Below are 15,467 nucleotides of genomic sequence, written 5' to 3'. Positions count from 1 at the left end.
AAATAGTTGACTTAAGTAAAGCTTTCTATATACAATATGAAATATAATCGAACACGTGAAATGCTATGATGAGGAAAAGTACTCATTTAACACCTTCAGAGAGGAAAACATACTGCTGAAAGTTTTCCAGGGAGTTTGAATGATGAAAGTCACCTCGGACGCTGTTTCTTTGAATCAAGTAGAAGAAGCCGGTTTGCAGCCGTTAAGGAATGAAGTGTGCAGGATGGTCATCCTGTAAATTAAGGTGGTACCACGGAATCAATCCCTTTCGTCCTTTTATGGATGGAAGGGTTTTTTTATTTTATGAAAACTAAGGAGGCTGATGCGTCATGTCGCATGAAGATATCTCACTACCCCCTAAATACAACCCGGAAATGGTTGAAAAAGGACGCTACCAGTATTGGGTGGATGGTAAGTTTTTTGAAGCCAGCGGCGATGCTGAAAAAGAACCGTTCACTGTTGTTATTCCCCCTCCCAATGTAACGGGAAGGTTGCACCTCGGCCATGCCTGGGACACAACCTTGCAGGATATTATCACGCGTGTGAAACGCATGCAGGGGTATGATGTGCTCTGGTTGCCGGGTATGGATCATGCCGGGATAGCGACTCAAGCTAAAGTAGAAGCGAAATTACGGGAACAAGGCACCTCGCGTTATGATTTGGGACGTGAGAAATTTTTAGAACAAGCCTGGTCGTGGAAAGAAGAATACGCTGATTTTATTCGCACACAGTGGGAGAAGCTCGGACTAGGGCTTGATTATTCCAGAGAACGTTTCACATTGGATGATGGTCTGTATGACGCTGTACAGGAAGTGTTTGTCCAGCTGTATAATAAAGGCTTGATCTATCGCGGCGAGTACATCATTAATTGGGATCCGGCTACTCAGACAGCCTTGTCCGATATTGAAGTGGTGTATAAGGAAGTCAAAGGTGCTTTCTATCACATGAAGTACCCGTTGAAGGATGGAAGCGGTCATATCGAAATTGCAACCACACGGCCGGAAACGATGTTGGGTGACACAGCGGTTGCCGTCCATCCCCAAGACGATCGTTATAACCATTTGATTGGTAAAACGGTTATCTTACCTGTGGTGGGTCGTGAAATTGAAATTATTCCCGATGATTATGTAGATATGGAATTCGGTTCCGGAGCGGTGAAGATAACACCTGCCCATGACCCGAATGATTTTGAAATCGGGAACCGCCATAATCTTGAACGCGTATTGATTATGAACGAAGACGGGACGATGAATGAAAACGCGGGTAAGTATCAAGGCATGGATCGTTTTGAATGCCGGAAACAGTTGATTCAAGATCTTCAAGCATCAGGTGTATTGTTTGAAATTGAAGACCATGAACATACTGTTGGTCATTCTGAGCGAAGTGATGCAGTGGTAGAACCTTATTTATCTACACAATGGTTTGTAAACATGCAGCCCCTGGCGAATCAAGCTATAGAACTGCAGCAAGGTGAAGATAAAGTTCGTTTCATTCCCGACCGTTTCGAGAAAACTTACTTACACTGGATGGAAAACATCAGGGACTGGTGCATTTCGCGTCAATTATGGTGGGGGCATCGTATTCCTGCCTGGTACCATAAAGAAACGGGAGAACTTTATGTCGGAAAAGATGCACCAGAAGATAGCGACAACTGGGAACAGGACGAAGACGTTTTAGATACGTGGTTTTCCTCTGCTTTATGGCCGTTTTCCACGATGGGATGGCCGGTTGAAGCGAGTGACGATTACAACCGTTACTTCCCGACGAATGCCCTGGTAACGGGCTATGATATCATCTTTTTCTGGGTCAGCAGGATGATTTTCCAGTCGATTGAGTTTACAGATCGGAGACCGTTTAAAGACGTATTGATTCATGGCCTGGTCCGTGATGCAGACGGTCAAAAAATGAGTAAATCGTTAGGTAACGGCGTAGATCCGATGGATGTCATTGATCGATACGGAGCAGATTCCTTGCGTTACTTCCTTTCGACGGGATCATCTCCGGGACAAGACTTGCGTTTTTCTTGGGAGAAAGTCGAGGCCACATGGAATTTCGCGAACAAAATTTGGAACGCCTCCCGTTTTGCTTTAATGAACATGGGGGGGATCAAATTTGAGGATATCGATGTGTCAGGAGAGAAATCTGTAGCTGATCAATGGATTCTCACACGCCTGAATCAGACAGTTGAACGCGTAACCCATAACATCGATCGCTACGAATTCGGAGAAGCAGGACGCCATCTGTATAATTTTATATGGGACGATTTTTGTGATTGGTATATCGAAATGGCCAAAATTCCGCTATACGGAGAGGATGCCGGCAGAATCCACACAACACGATCGATTCTCGCTTATGTCCTGGATCGCATTATGCGGATGCTGCACCCATTCATGCCGTTTATTACAGAAGAGATTTGGCAAAGTCTGCCCCACGAAGGAAGTTCTATTACGCAGGCTGCCTGGCCAGAGGTTGAAGCGGCGTTCCATAACGAGCAAGCTGCCTCTGAGATGGATCGGTTAGTGTCCATGATTCGTTCGGTCCGTAATATCCGATCTGAAGTGGATACCCCAATGTCAAAACAAATTCAGCTGTTGATTAAAACGAAAGATGAAGCCATAACGCACGAGCTTGAGAAAAATCGCAGTTACCTTGAACATTTTTGTAATCCGAGTGAGCTTTCCATCTCCTCGACGCTTCAAGCTCCGGAAAAAGCGATGTCTGCGGTGGTGACAGGAGCAGAATTGTATTTACCGCTTGCCGGATTGATCAATATCGAAGATGAAATTGTTCGCTTGCAGAATGAATGGGAGAAGTGGCATAACGAAGTAGAACGTGTCCAGAAAAAGTTGGCGAACGAAGGATTTGTAAGCAAAGCACCCGAGCAAGTCGTACAAGCGGAACGGGATAAAGAAACAGATTATCTCGAGAAGCGATCCAAAGTTGAACGAAGAATACAAGAACTTAAATCGTAACGATAAACAAGGAAAGGGAGGGTATCAGAGGTTGATACGCTCCTTCCTTTTGTAGAAATGGGGATTGTCGCGATGGAATATGAGGAAGCACTTGAGTGGATCCACTCCCGGGAAAAATTCAAAATAAAACCCGGACTGGAGCGGATGAAAGCGATGATGGCGGAATTGGGGCATCCTGAAAAACAGCTGCGTGCTGTTCATATTGCAGGGACAAATGGGAAGGGGTCGACCGTTTCTTTTTTGAGGAGTTTGCTCCAGCAACAAGGTTATCAAGTGGGAACCTTTACTTCGCCTTACATCGTGCGATTCAATGAGCGGATCAGTTTGACCGGAGTGCCTATAGATGACGAGGAACTGGTTAAGCTGGTTGAGAAAATAGAGCCGATTACAAAGAAGATAGCAGCCGGTAAATGGGGCGAACCTACAGAGTTTGAAACGATAACGGCGATGGCCTTCCTTTACTTTGCAAACAAGGAACCGGATGTTGTCTTATTAGAAACAGGTTTAGGCGGACGCTATGACTCTACAAATGTGATTGAACCGATGCTCGCCATCATTACGAATGTCGGCTTGGACCACCTTCAGATTTTGGGTGACACACATGAAGACATCGCGTATGAAAAAGCAGGAATCATTAAACCTGCCATTCCGACGATAACAGGCGTGACAGTTGAGCGTGCTTTTAAAGTAATCAGAAAGCAAGCGTTGCAGATGCACAGCCCGTTGTTGACATGGCAGACAGATTTTAAGACAACGCCATTATTCAGTGATGAAGAAGGAGAGCATTTCAATTTTTTCAATGATCGAGGCGAGAAGTACGCAATGACGTCTCCATTGAAAGGGCGACACCAGATAAGCAATGCTGCATTAGCATTACAAGCTGCTGAGATCTTGCATGATCAGGGGTTTACATTAAATTCCTCTCTGTATCAGCAGGGGTTACGTGCTACTAACTGGCCGGCAAGGTTTGAAATCATGCAGAAGGAGCCGACTGTCATATTGGATGGGGCTCACAATTTAGAGGGCGTCACTGCTTTAATGAACACTTTGGAAGCATATTATCCCGATGAGAAAAAGACGTTACTATTTACAGCATTAAAAGATAAACCACTTGATAAAATGGTGCCTAAACTGACGGCATATTTTGATCAAACGATCTTTACTACGTTTGATTTTCCCCGATCGCTGACGGGGGAAGAACTACGGGCTTTTTCTCCGGTGGGCGGAGCAGTGGAGAACACGTATCAAAAGGTTATATCAAATTTCCAAGTCACGGGGACGGAAAACGAGATATTAGTCATTGCTGGTTCTCTATATTTTGTATCAGACGCAAGGAAATATTTTGAAAAAAATACAGGACTATGCTAGGATAAATACATTATATTTGAATGAATTTTGCTTGATTTACCCTTTTATTGCATCAATATTAGTAGTATGGTATTAGGTAAATGTGGGGGGTGAGGTGACCATGGTGAATGCAAGAAGTAAAATCGTGGTTTGGATGTCATGGTTGTTCATTTGGCCGGTAAGCGTGTTGACGCTTTATCACGTACTTGAACCATCATTCGCTGGCCGGGAATTGGATATCCTGTCCTTTGCAGTACTCATGGTGATTCTCTCCCTGTTTCCACTGTTAGTCGGTGACTCATCCGTTTTTGTTGTCCATGGTGTCGGGTTGGCTGTTTTTTTATACTTCGGTTTTTTTGCTGAAATGTTGCTGACTCAACTCTCTGTCCTGTTCTTATTGCTCAAATTGCGGGTGGGAAAGACAGAAGGCTACCGCTTCCCCTTGAATATGCTTCTCTTTTTGACGGTTTCCTGTGCATCAGCAGCTGTTTATTACATATTAGGCGGTCAACATGGTGGGGCGGCTATTGATTCGAGTTATGACGCTGTTCCGATCGCGGGTTATGCATTCACACAAATTCTTGTCAATCAATCGATTCTAGCCGTGCTCGGTAAAGTGTTACACCGACGCAAATTCCGCTTGTTTGATGTTGGATTTCTGTGGGAGTGCCTGACTTCGCTGCTCGTCTTTCCGATTGGGTTAGTCTTGTTTAAGCTTTATTTAGAAATCGGTTTGACTGCCATATATTTTGTCGGTATCCCTTTCATATTTATCTCTTTCATGCTGATGCTTTACCATAACAGTCGGGAGATGAATGGTTATCTCCAGCAAACGAGTGAATTCGGTCATGAATTGACGGGGAAATTAGGTGTATCTGAAGTGCTGGATGTTTTCGTATCGCGATTAAGCAATCTGTTGCCCGTCGACTACATTTATGTGTTTGATGTTGTAGATAACAAGCAGCTGGAACTCATCCGTTTCTACGATCGTGAAGAAAAAATGAGTTTCCCCCAATCGCATTTAGAGCATGGAGAGGATGTCAGCGGGAATACCTGGTTGAAACAAAGCGGTTTTCATTTTTCTTCAAAGAAAGAATGGAAACCGTATGTCTCAAGCTATACGCCAGTTGACGCAGAAAGTATTATGTCACTCCCGGTGCAACGTAAGAATGAAATCGTCGGCATCATTTCGGTCTATGCCAAGAAACGCCGCGCATTCCACAGATACCAATTTATGATCATGGAAATACTGGCAAACTATTTGGCGGTTGCGATGGAAAATGCCCGCCATTATGAAAAAACAAAGAAGGACAGTGAAATTTGCCCGCTTACGGGTCTCTATAATTATCGTTACTTTGAAAATTACTTGCAGCACGTATTTGATGAGATGAAGACATCCTACGAAAAAGGACCGCTCTCGTTGATATTGCTGGATATCGATCATTTTAAAAGTGTTAATGATACATATGGGCATGAAAGTGGCAATGAGATTTTAAAAGAATTGGCAGAACGCTTAAGTAGGACCTTCGATGAACATGAGGGGGCGGTTGCCAGGTATGGTGGTGAGGAATTCGTCATTCTTCTGCCTTGGCTTTCACAGGATCAGTGCTATAAAAAGGCTGAAGAGGTGAGGCAAACGATTTCTGGACATCCATTTTCAATCCGTGAGCATATCTTGTCTCAAGAAGGTACGCTGTCTGTTGATATTACCGCCAGTGTCGGGATTGCCACTTTCCCTCATGATTGCGACGAACCATTGGATTTAATCAGGCACGCTGATCGCGCGATGTATGTCGGAGCAAAGCAGCAGGGGCGTAATCGTGTAGCCAAATATATAAAAGATGTCACAACGGTTGAATAATATTTCAATGCTTTAAGCTGCCGAGTAAATCTCTGCAGCCTATTTATTTGTCTCCAACAGCTAACTTTATCTCCGCAATCATAGGTGAGGGCCCTTATCTAACTAAGACGTTCGGGAAGAATTTCAGAAGTGTTATGTGATTGGTCATTGTGTTCCATAGAAGTCATCAACATGACCAAACCTTTTGTATTTTTTTCTTCGAATTACAACAATGAACGACAAATCATGGGTAATACGTTATAATTTAAGTGGATAAGCATGGATATAAGGAATTAATAGACTTTAAATATGTGGAAAATAGCCCGATATAAGAGAGAGAAGATTGGATAGGTTTTAGCTATCAGGGGAGAGGGGGACAACATGACAGTTATATTTATCGCTGTTCCAGCAGCTTTCCTTGCATTCTTGGTATTATACTTTCTCCATTCATTCGGTTTAACTGTAAACGGCACCATCTTTATCGTTAGTACTGCCTTACTTGTCAGTTTAATAGGTGTCGTGCTTACGATGAGAACTTCGTTGTGGGTTGCCCTCCCGAGTATGTTCGTATTAATGATTGCCTTGTATTACATAGGAAGCAGCCGGATTCAAATCTCACAGGAAGATCAAGCGGACAGACCCGCTACAGATAAGTCCCCGCACCCTGCTCAAACGAAGGGCGACTTGCTCATGCATCACCCATTGTTTCGTGAACGAGACGAAAATAAGGAAAGCACGGGTTCTTTCCAAAATGACGAAGAATCATTGAATTTAGATGAAGCAGCAGCAACGTCCCAAAATGGAATGAACGAGGCACCAGTTTCGCCTCCTGTAACCACAACGGGTGAAACAGAAAACGCCTTAAATTCTCCTCCCACAATGGATCAAATTGAACCGTTTGATGACAATGAGTTGATTGATTCACATTCAATCGAAGAAGAGGTGGCTGCTGCACGAGAACGGGCTGTTTTTTCTGCTGACGAAGCAGCGGCCGACATTCCGTCAGAAGAAGGGGATAAAATTTCAACGGCTTGGGATGAATCAACCCTTGTCGATCACCGTAAAGTGTCATCGGGGACGAGCGGAAGCGAGTAGGCATGCGGAAATGAAACCCTTTATAGCTTTATTGATTAATCCTAAAAGCATTATTTAAATATGGGGCAGGATTATGTAAAAGTTTTTTCGAGATAGCGTGGATTTGTTACCTCATAAGGGTGAGGAGTGGCTTTGAAACAACTCGCTTTCCTGCGGGGGAACCGGCAAGCCTTGCCACTCCCTGTGGGGTCTCGCCGAGCTCCTTCTCCCGCGGGAGAAGGAGCTGTTTCAAAGCCACTCCTTTCGATAGGGAGATGAACTAATCCTCTTCCCATTTGAAAAAAACGCCCCCAAAAGATATCACGGAAGGGAGGGCCCCCATGAGCGGAAGGTTTAGACTACGGACTTTTTTCATATTATTTCTGACGACCTTCTTTATATTTTCATTCACGAAATTGGGGATCGCGTCGGCGGACATGTTTTCTGGCAATTTTCATTCCTTTGAGGAAGGAACAACGGTGGCGACGGTGCCGATTGAAAACCTTTCACAAGAAGAGGCTAGGCAACGTTTGGAGCAACGGGCTGAACAATGGCGGACTAAAAACCCGGTGACCCTCCAATTGGACAATAAAGAGTTGGTATTTCCGGAATCGTTCATACAATTCGATATAGAAGCAACGACAGACAAAGTGGCCGCAGGTGAACAAACGGCTTTTGTCACCACAATCGATCGCTCGTATATAGAAGACATAGCCAATGAAATGGGGCACGAGAAATTTGACCGCGTGTCCATCGATGAGTTTATACACGATATAGAGGCCAAGGCTTCTGTTTTAGCTGAAGAAGACCTTTCATTTTCGATTTATAATTATGGTGATGCTGATGCGGAGGTGCTGCAGGAGACAGTGGGCGAGCATTCTGTGGAACTTCCGGGTAACGTAAAGACGGATTTGCTCATAGAGCAACTCCATGATCAGGTGATAAAAGGAGAACGCGCTTTTTCTGTTCTCGACCACATTGACTTAATGCACGTGGATAGTCATGCCATCAGTCCATTGGCTACAGCGATTTATGGCGCGGTGCTGGAGACTAACTTTGTGATTCAAGAACGTCACATCAGCCATAAACTGCCGGGCTATGCTGAGGTTGGAATGGAAGCGAAAGTAGAACCACAAACCGGGCGTGATTTGGTCGTAGCCAACCCTAACCCCTATGATTATCGGTTGAGTATCGTAAAAGAAGGCAATGAGGTCACTGTGAAAGTCAAAGGATTTCCCCTGGAACAGGAAACATCCGTGGCCGTTCAATCGCAGGAGCAGCTCGATCCTGATACTGTCGTTCACTATTCCGCCTTTTTAGACAAAGGAGAAGTCGAAGAAAAACAGGCAGGCAAACAAGGCCATGCAGTAGACGTCGTTCGCTATACACAAACCAAGGAGGGACAAACGGACACGCTCATCTCAGAAGATTATTACCCTCCCGTTCCCCGAATCGAATTGCATAGCATAGCAGCAAAGGAAGACACGTCTTCCGCTGATCGTGAGGAAGCGCCTGATAAGCCTTCCGAATCTCCGGATAAAAGGCAGGGAGAGAGCGAGGATCAACACCCTTCTATCCCAGATGAAGGGGCAGTGGATCAAGATGAAGATCCGGACGAGAATCAGCGTTCACAAGATTTATGGGAAAAAGACGCCCCTGTGTTTAAATGATGAGGGATAGACTCTAAGGGAGAGGTGAACGGCAATGGCAAGGCGAAAACGGCTGGGGGATCTACTGAAAGAAGTCGATTTAGTGACAGAACAGGACATACAAGAAGCGCTAGAACGGAAAAAAAAGAATCAGAAGCTGGGGGATGTGCTCGTCAGCAGTGGTTATGTGACCGAAAAACAATTGATTGAAGTGTTAGAGCGGCAGCTTGGCATCCCTCATGTTTCCCTTTACCATTACCCAATCGATCCTAAAGTCATTACGATTGTGCCCAAAGACTTTGCAACGCGTAACTTACTCGTCCCCATCGAAATGAAAGATGATCAGTTAATTGTAGCGATGAATGATCCCATGGATTACTACGCGATTGATGATATGAAAATATCCACAGGCTTTCAAATTTCCCCGGTCATCGCGGCTAAACATGAAGTACTGCAATCAATCAACCGATTTTATAATCTTGACGAAGGAGCTTCAGTGGAAGATGAAGCGGAAGATGACGCTCCGGCGATCCGCTTGATGGACCAGTTGCTGCAAGCGGGTGTACAACTGAAGGCGAGCGATATCCATTTGGATCCGCAAGAAACGAAAGTTTTAGTCCGTTACCGGATCGACGGTGTGTTAAGAACAGAGCGGACGCTCCCAAAATCCTTTCAGAACAGTTTAACAGCGCGTGTCAAAATCATGGCGAACTTGAACATTACAGAATCACGGCTTCCTCAGGACGGACGCATCAAAACGACGATAGATATGTCGCCTGTTGATTTACGCATTGCCATCCTTCCGACTGTGTACGGAGAAAAAATCGTCATACGTATACTTGATCTCGGAAACGTGATGACCGCACTTACTGATCTGGACTTCAATAAAGTGAATTATAAGAAGTACAAACAATTAGTTGATCAACCTTCTGGATTGATCTTAATCACCGGGCCAACAGGCTCCGGTAAATCATCTACTTTATACGCATCGTTGAATTATTTGAACACGGATGATGTCAACATTATTACTGTAGAAGATCCGGTGGAATATCAAGTCGAAGGATTGAATCAAGTCCAGGTTAATCAACCGGTCGGCCTCACGTTCTCCAAAGGGTTACGTTCGATTCTCAGGCAGGACCCTAACATCGTCATGGTGGGGGAGATCCGTGATTCCGAAACGGCGGAAATCTCGATTCGCGCTTCCCTGACCGGTCATCTTGTCCTCAGCACACTGCACACCAATAGTGCGATTGCGACAATTCCGAGACTGTTTGATATGGACGTGGAACCTTATCTCGTCGTGTCATCGTTGGCTGGAGTTGTAGCGCAGCGTTTAGTACGGAAGATCTGCCGGGATTGTAAGTACGCTTATGCTCCGAGCGAAATGGAACGACAACACTTCCAAAAACGAGGGATTCCAGTGGATGAAATTTATCAAGGCAAGGGCTGCAACAGTTGCCAAAACACCGGATACCGCGGACGTATGGCGATCCAGGAAGTGTTGGTCATTGATGATGAAATCCGGAAACTGATGATGGAAAATATGTCTATGGAAGAGATCCACAGACATGTTATGAACAACGGGATGCTCTTTTTATTGGACGATGGATTGTTGAAGGCAAGACAGGGAACCACGACGGTAGAGGAGGTCTTGCGCGTTGCTAAATCGGATTAAGGAGGGCTCATGTTGAAAGAACAATTTGATCGTCTCTTACGGGCTGCATTTCAACTCGATGCTTCTGACATTCATTTAACCGTAGGGGTGCCGCCGGTTTTTCGTATTCATGGGGACCTCAGGCAATACGGCAAAGAAAATATGACGCCGGAGGATACGTATGGCATGAGTCGAGCTATCCTATCAGATATCATGTGGAAGCAATTAGAGGATGTAGGAGAAGTTGATTTTTCTTACGGGATAAAGGGAGTATCGCGGTTTCGCATCAATGTTTATCATCAACGCAACTGTGTCTCCATGGCTGTAAGAATCGTCCCGAAAGAGATTCCGGCTATCGAGGAATTACATATGCCAGAAGTCCTGAAGAAGATAACGAAAAGTGCCCAGGGTTTAGTGCTCGTCACCGGGCCCACAGGATCGGGAAAGTCGACCACACTCGCCTCCATGATTGATCATTTGAACCAAACAGCGCGTAAACATATCATCACCCTTGAAGATCCGATTGAATATGCTCACGCCCATAACCATTGTATTATTGACCAGCGTGAGATTGGGTTTGATACGCGCAGTTTTGCGAATGGTTTGCGGAGTTGTTTACGGCAAGATCCAGATATTATTTTGGTAGGGGAGTTACGGGACTTTGAAACCATCTCGACCGCTTTGACAGCAGCAGAAACTGGCCATCTCGTTTTAGGTACGCTGCATACAACAAACGCTGCCGATACGATTGACCGGATCATTGATGTTTTCCCTCCCAACCAGCAAGGACAAGTGCGTGTCCAACTGGCGAATGTCCTTGAAGCGATCATCTCCCAGCGACTGTTTCAACGGACTGATCGAAATGGACGCAGAGCAGCAGTCGAGGTACTGGTCAATACGCCTGCTGTGAAAAATTTGATCAGGAGTGAAAAGATCCATCAAATCACGAATGTGTTGCAAACGTCTAAGTCCCAAGGCATGCAGACGTTAGAAATGGCCATCAAAGAATTGATTGCCAAAGACATCATCTCAGAAACGGAAGCCACTCCGTATTTAACGGAGGGAACCGTCTAGATGGCATATTACGCGTATCAAGGTCGCAATCGTGTGGGGAAACTCGTAAAAGGGAAAGTGAAGGCAGAATCACGCAAAGAAGCCGTTCAAACGATTAAGCAAAAAGGGGTCGCAACGACGAGTCTGACAGAGATTCAAAGCGTTCTTTACAAAGAGCTTTCATTTGGACAAAAGGTGAAACCCAAAGATTTCGTGGTTTATCTTCGTCAGTTTGCTACGCTGATCAATGCAGGGATTTCACTGCTTGAAACGACGCGCATCCTTCAAGAACAAACGAACAGCAAGTTTTTGAAGTCGGCGTTAGGAGATATCGCTCAACAATTAGAAGGAGGAATAGCATTTTCCGATGCTGCTGAACAGCATTCCAAAATTTTTTCCACTTTATTTGTCAACATGGTCCGGGCAGGGGAAGCAGGTGGAAATTTAGAGGAGGTCTTAGAACGGCTGGCCGTTTACTATGAAAAACAATATGATACGCGGCAAAAAGTGATTTCAACTCTTACATATCCTGCTATAGTCGGGGTCATAGCCATTATCATCGTCACGTTTTTATTAACCTTTGTCGTTCCTCGTTTTGCTAATATGTTCGCAAACATGGGTGGCGAGTTGCCGTTGATCACACAAGTCACACTGCAACTAAGCCACCTCATCCAACACGTCTGGTATCTGGGGCTGCTAGTGCCCATCCTGGCTATCTTCCTCCATCAAACGGCGTCTCGCTCGCCAGGGTTCACAAGCGCGATGGATCAAGCCAAATTGCGCATCCCTGTCTTCGGCCCTTTACTTCTAAAAGCTTCGCTCGTACGCATGACGAACACATTGAGCTCGTTGATGAGCAGTTCAGTGCCCATCTTACAGTCGCTGCACATTACGCAGAAAGTCGTGGAGAACAAGGTGATCGAGCAGGCCATCGAAGACAGCTACCATGCTTTAGAAAGAGGCGAGTCATTATCAGAACCATTAAAAAAACAGTGGATCTTTCCGCCTTTAGTCGTGCAAATGATTGCGGTAGGCGAGCAGACAGGCTCTTTGGATTATATGTTGGCAAAAGTCGCCGGGTTCTATGAATCCGAACTGGATTACACAACCGACCGGCTTAAGACCATGATTGAACCCATTATGATCTTATGCCTGGCCATCGTTGTCGGAGGGATTGTAGCGGCTATCGCGATCCCGATGTTTTCAATTTTTGAACAAGTCAACTAAACCATTGAGTAATTATTCCTAAAAAATTATAGATATTTTCCTTTTATACCATTATAATGAACGATATAGGTTGATATAACTAAATGACAGTCACGGGTTTAGGTCTATCTGTCTAAATTAAGGGCAGAAACTAGTGAAAAGGGAGAGAATTAAGATGAGCAAAATCAAACAATTGGTCAAACAGGAAAAGGGTTTTACGTTAATTGAGCTTTTGGCGGTCATCGTTATTTTGGGGATCATTGCCGCAATTGCTGTACCTGCTATCGGCAGCATCATCGGTGACGCTGAAGAGGATGCCCATGATGCCAATGCATTGTCCTTGTTGGGAGCGGCCCGCCTGGCCGATACGAGCGGGGAAGAGACTAACGAAGAGAGTCAGTATACTATGGATTTCTTGGTACAAGAAGGATACTTAGATAGCACGCCATCTAACCCGGAAGGCGGCGAATATAGTAAAGGCTTCGTGACTGTAGCAGAGGATGATACTTTTACAGTGACACTTGGCGAAGACATTGGAATTGATGGTGCCAGTAAAAGCGAATTAAATTCAGACGAATAAGCTAATGAAGAGGTTGGGACATAAGTAAATAAGAGGTGTTTAAGCGAACATAGGTAACGTATATATAAGAGCAACGTTCATGAGCGTAGTCAAAACACGCAGACTCCTACGGGAACAGCGCGAGCCGAAGATCCCGCAGGAAAGCGGTCTTTGCTTTCTGAGGAAGCTAAGGCCGTGCCCGTGGAAAGCGAAGTGTTTTGACGGAGCGGTTTTGGACCTCTTTCTTTAAACACACAATGCCAAACATTTTCAGTGATATAGTTCGACATTTGTGTGTTTTATTCAGTTTTGTCCCAACCTCTTTACCTATACTGAAATGAATAGGAATTATGCCCATGCAAATTGTCATGACCAGTATCATATTTACATATGGCCTCATGTTCGGTTCTTTTTTCAATGTGGTCGGCATCCGTTTTCCAACCGGGCAAGCGCTCAGTAAAGGACGATCCCATTGTCCGACCTGTCACACAGCCCTAAAGCCGAGGGATCTTTTTCCCCTCCTATCCTACCTTTCGTTAGCCGGTAAATGTCGTTATTGCCAATCCCGTATTTCTCCGCTTTATCCTCTGATTGAATGCGTAACTGCCCTCTTGTTTGCGGTAAGCTACCTGACATTCGGATGGTCGATGGCCTTTCTGGCGGCGATTATGCTCGTGTCTATGGCAGCGATTCTAACAGTATCTGATTTACACTACATGATCATACCGGACAAAGTGTTGATCATCTTTTTGGGTTGCTTTGGCGTCCTGCGGGTTATGTCTCCGCTTCAGCCGTGGCACTCCTCACTCACTGGCGCTGCTGTGGCTATGGTCTTGCTTGCTCTCATCATCATCGTTAGCCGCGGGGGAATGGGTGGAGGCGATATGAAGCTGATGGGCGTTCTGGGGGTTTTACTCGGACTGCAATCGGTCCTATTAACGTTTTTTCTAGCGACGCTCATTGGAACGATCATCAGTATGGGACTGCTCGGTTTTGGCATCATTGACCGGAAACAGCCGATACCGTTTGGGCCCTATATTTTAACGGCAGCTGTCATAACCATGTTTGTCGGTGAGGATCTCGTAACGTGGTATTTGAACTTTTTTTAGATAGGAGTGCGATTTAAGATTGTTTACGTTTACACCAGCGAGAGATCGGGTCAATTTAGTCGTCAAAGATCACACTATCCGCTATATTCAAGCAAAACCAGGTTCTACTGAGGTCATCACGTTTGGGGAAAAGCACCTGGCTCCAAACATTGTGGAAAATGGAAAAATTATCGATGGTTTGGCATTTCAATCTGTTTTGGCAGAATTAGCGACTGAGAAAGAATGGAAGGCGAAACCCTTGTATTTCTGTGTGTCAGACTCAGCGATGGTGATTCGACCATTCACTGTGCCACGAGATATTAAGGAAGATGAGATCAAGGGCTACCTGTTTATGCAGCTTGGCGAAAGCTTGCATTTACCCTTTGATACTCCCGTTTTTGATTATAGTATCATAACTGCTGGTCCCTCTGGTTATAAACTGCTGCTGTTCGCTTACCCCGAAAAAGAAATTCAGCAGTATAGGACGGCTTTTGAAGAGGAGCGTTTGAAAGCGAAGTCAGCTGACCTCACGTCTTTATCTGTGTATCGTTATTACGAGTACTTGGGTTATCATAATGCTGAGGAACATGTGCTGTCGATCCAGTGGAATATTGATGCCTGTATCGTAACAGTTTTCTATGCGCATAAGCCAGTGTTTGTCCGGAATATGAAATCAGATCTTCCTCTCGATCAATGGACCATCAAGGACGACACATATGTATTTGATGGATTTGAAGACCAAATGAAAACGTACCTGGAATATCAGTTGAATGAAATAGAGCGGATCATGGATTTTTATAAATTTTCGATGATGGGAGGGGAGCAGGGTGTTGATAAGCTGCTCGTTTCTGGTGATTGGCCAGATTTTCATAGAGTAGAAACCCTGCTGGATCAGACGTTCAATTTACCGATTGAGTCCTTGCGTCCCAATGAGATTCATTCTGAAGGCGATGACTTTGTGCCGCCGAGTTATGCCGAAGTGATAGGACTGGCTTTAAAGGCATGATTATGAGGAGACAGGAGGT

At 45.0% G+C, this 15,467-nt stretch carries 11 protein-coding genes and 1 other annotated feature; all 11 genes read left to right on the top strand.

The genetic code is table 11. The features are described from left to right. The first annotated feature begins 56 nt into the window (after positions 1–56). Positions 57–279: a binding site (T-box leader), on the top strand. A 50-nt stretch (positions 280–329) separates the two neighbouring features. The 11 genes from HOP45_RS13000 to pilM all read left to right on the top strand — a co-directional run bounded on the left by HOP45_RS13000 (position 330) and on the right by pilM (position 15,448). Further along, positions 330–2,972, top strand: a complete 2,643-nt coding sequence (locus HOP45_RS13000; RefSeq protein WP_181349736.1) for a valine--tRNA ligase — start codon at positions 330–332, stop codon at positions 2,970–2,972. 72 nt (positions 2,973–3,044) lie between these two features. Next, positions 3,045–4,340 carry a bifunctional folylpolyglutamate synthase/dihydrofolate synthase gene (locus HOP45_RS12995; RefSeq protein ID WP_181349735.1) on the top strand — a complete coding sequence of 432 codons (1,296 nt, stop codon included), beginning with the start codon at positions 3,045–3,047 and terminating at the stop codon, positions 4,338–4,340. 100 nt (positions 4,341–4,440) lie between these two features. Further along, positions 4,441–6,180: a sensor domain-containing diguanylate cyclase gene (locus HOP45_RS12990; RefSeq protein ID WP_181349734.1), complete on the top strand. Its 1,740-nt coding sequence runs from the start codon at positions 4,441–4,443 to the stop codon at positions 6,178–6,180. A 360-nt stretch (positions 6,181–6,540) separates the two neighbouring features. After that, positions 6,541–7,254 carry a hypothetical protein gene (locus HOP45_RS12985; RefSeq protein WP_181349733.1) on the top strand — a complete coding sequence of 238 codons (714 nt, stop codon included), beginning with the start codon at positions 6,541–6,543 and terminating at the stop codon, positions 7,252–7,254. Between the two features lie 320 nt (positions 7,255–7,574). Then, the gene (locus HOP45_RS12980; protein WP_181349732.1) at positions 7,575–8,903 is read left to right on the top strand and encodes a VanW family protein; all 1,329 of its coding nucleotides are present in this window, start codon (positions 7,575–7,577) and stop codon (positions 8,901–8,903) included. Between the two features lie 34 nt (positions 8,904–8,937). Next, positions 8,938–10,557 carry a GspE/PulE family protein gene (locus HOP45_RS12975; protein ID WP_181349731.1) on the top strand — a complete coding sequence of 540 codons (1,620 nt, stop codon included), beginning with the start codon at positions 8,938–8,940 and terminating at the stop codon, positions 10,555–10,557. A gap of 12 nt (positions 10,558–10,569) precedes the next feature. Then, positions 10,570–11,610, top strand: coding sequence for a type IV pilus twitching motility protein PilT (locus tag HOP45_RS12970; RefSeq protein ID WP_181349730.1), 1,041 nt, complete (start codon positions 10,570–10,572; stop codon positions 11,608–11,610). Then, entirely contained in the window at positions 11,611–12,816 is a 1,206-nt protein-coding gene (locus tag HOP45_RS12965) for a type II secretion system F family protein (protein WP_181349729.1), read from the top strand. It abuts the gene before it with no gap. 154 nt (positions 12,817–12,970) lie between these two features. Further along, positions 12,971–13,375, top strand: a complete 405-nt coding sequence (locus HOP45_RS12960; protein WP_181349728.1) for a prepilin-type N-terminal cleavage/methylation domain-containing protein — start codon at positions 12,971–12,973, stop codon at positions 13,373–13,375. Positions 13,376–13,710: 335 nt separating this feature from the next. Further along, a complete protein-coding gene (locus HOP45_RS12955; RefSeq protein ID WP_181349727.1) occupies positions 13,711–14,463 on the top strand; it encodes a prepilin peptidase in 753 nt (250 codons plus the stop codon). 19 nt (positions 14,464–14,482) lie between these two features. Then, positions 14,483–15,448, top strand: coding sequence for a type IV pilus biogenesis protein PilM (gene pilM, locus HOP45_RS12950; RefSeq protein ID WP_181349726.1), 966 nt, complete (start codon positions 14,483–14,485; stop codon positions 15,446–15,448). The last annotated feature ends 19 nt before the right edge of the window (positions 15,449–15,467 follow it).

The sequence above is a fragment of the Thalassobacillus sp. CUG 92003 genome (genome assembly GCF_013618635.1).
In the GTDB taxonomy this organism is placed as follows: domain Bacteria; phylum Bacillota; class Bacilli; order Bacillales; family Halobacillaceae; genus CUG-92003.
This window is presented reverse-complemented; position numbering and strand designations above follow the sequence as displayed.

Excerpts from the sequence above, each read along its gene's own strand:
- HOP45_RS13000 (WP_181349736.1), top strand. The coding sequence starts at position 330 with ATGTCGCATGAAGATATCTCACTACCCCCTAAATACAACCCGGAAATG.
- HOP45_RS12995 (WP_181349735.1), top strand. The coding sequence starts at position 3,045 with ATGGAATATGAGGAAGCACTTGAGTGGATCCACTCCCGGGAAAAATTC.
- HOP45_RS12990 (WP_181349734.1), top strand. The coding sequence starts at position 4,441 with ATGGTGAATGCAAGAAGTAAAATCGTGGTTTGGATGTCATGGTTGTTC.
- HOP45_RS12985 (WP_181349733.1), top strand. The coding sequence starts at position 6,541 with ATGACAGTTATATTTATCGCTGTTCCAGCAGCTTTCCTTGCATTCTTG.
- HOP45_RS12980 (WP_181349732.1), top strand. The coding sequence starts at position 7,575 with ATGAGCGGAAGGTTTAGACTACGGACTTTTTTCATATTATTTCTGACG.
- HOP45_RS12975 (WP_181349731.1), top strand. The coding sequence starts at position 8,938 with ATGGCAAGGCGAAAACGGCTGGGGGATCTACTGAAAGAAGTCGATTTA.
- HOP45_RS12965 (WP_181349729.1), top strand. The coding sequence starts at position 11,611 with ATGGCATATTACGCGTATCAAGGTCGCAATCGTGTGGGGAAACTCGTA.
- HOP45_RS12960 (WP_181349728.1), top strand. The coding sequence starts at position 12,971 with ATGAGCAAAATCAAACAATTGGTCAAACAGGAAAAGGGTTTTACGTTA.
- HOP45_RS12955 (WP_181349727.1), top strand. The coding sequence starts at position 13,711 with ATGCAAATTGTCATGACCAGTATCATATTTACATATGGCCTCATGTTC.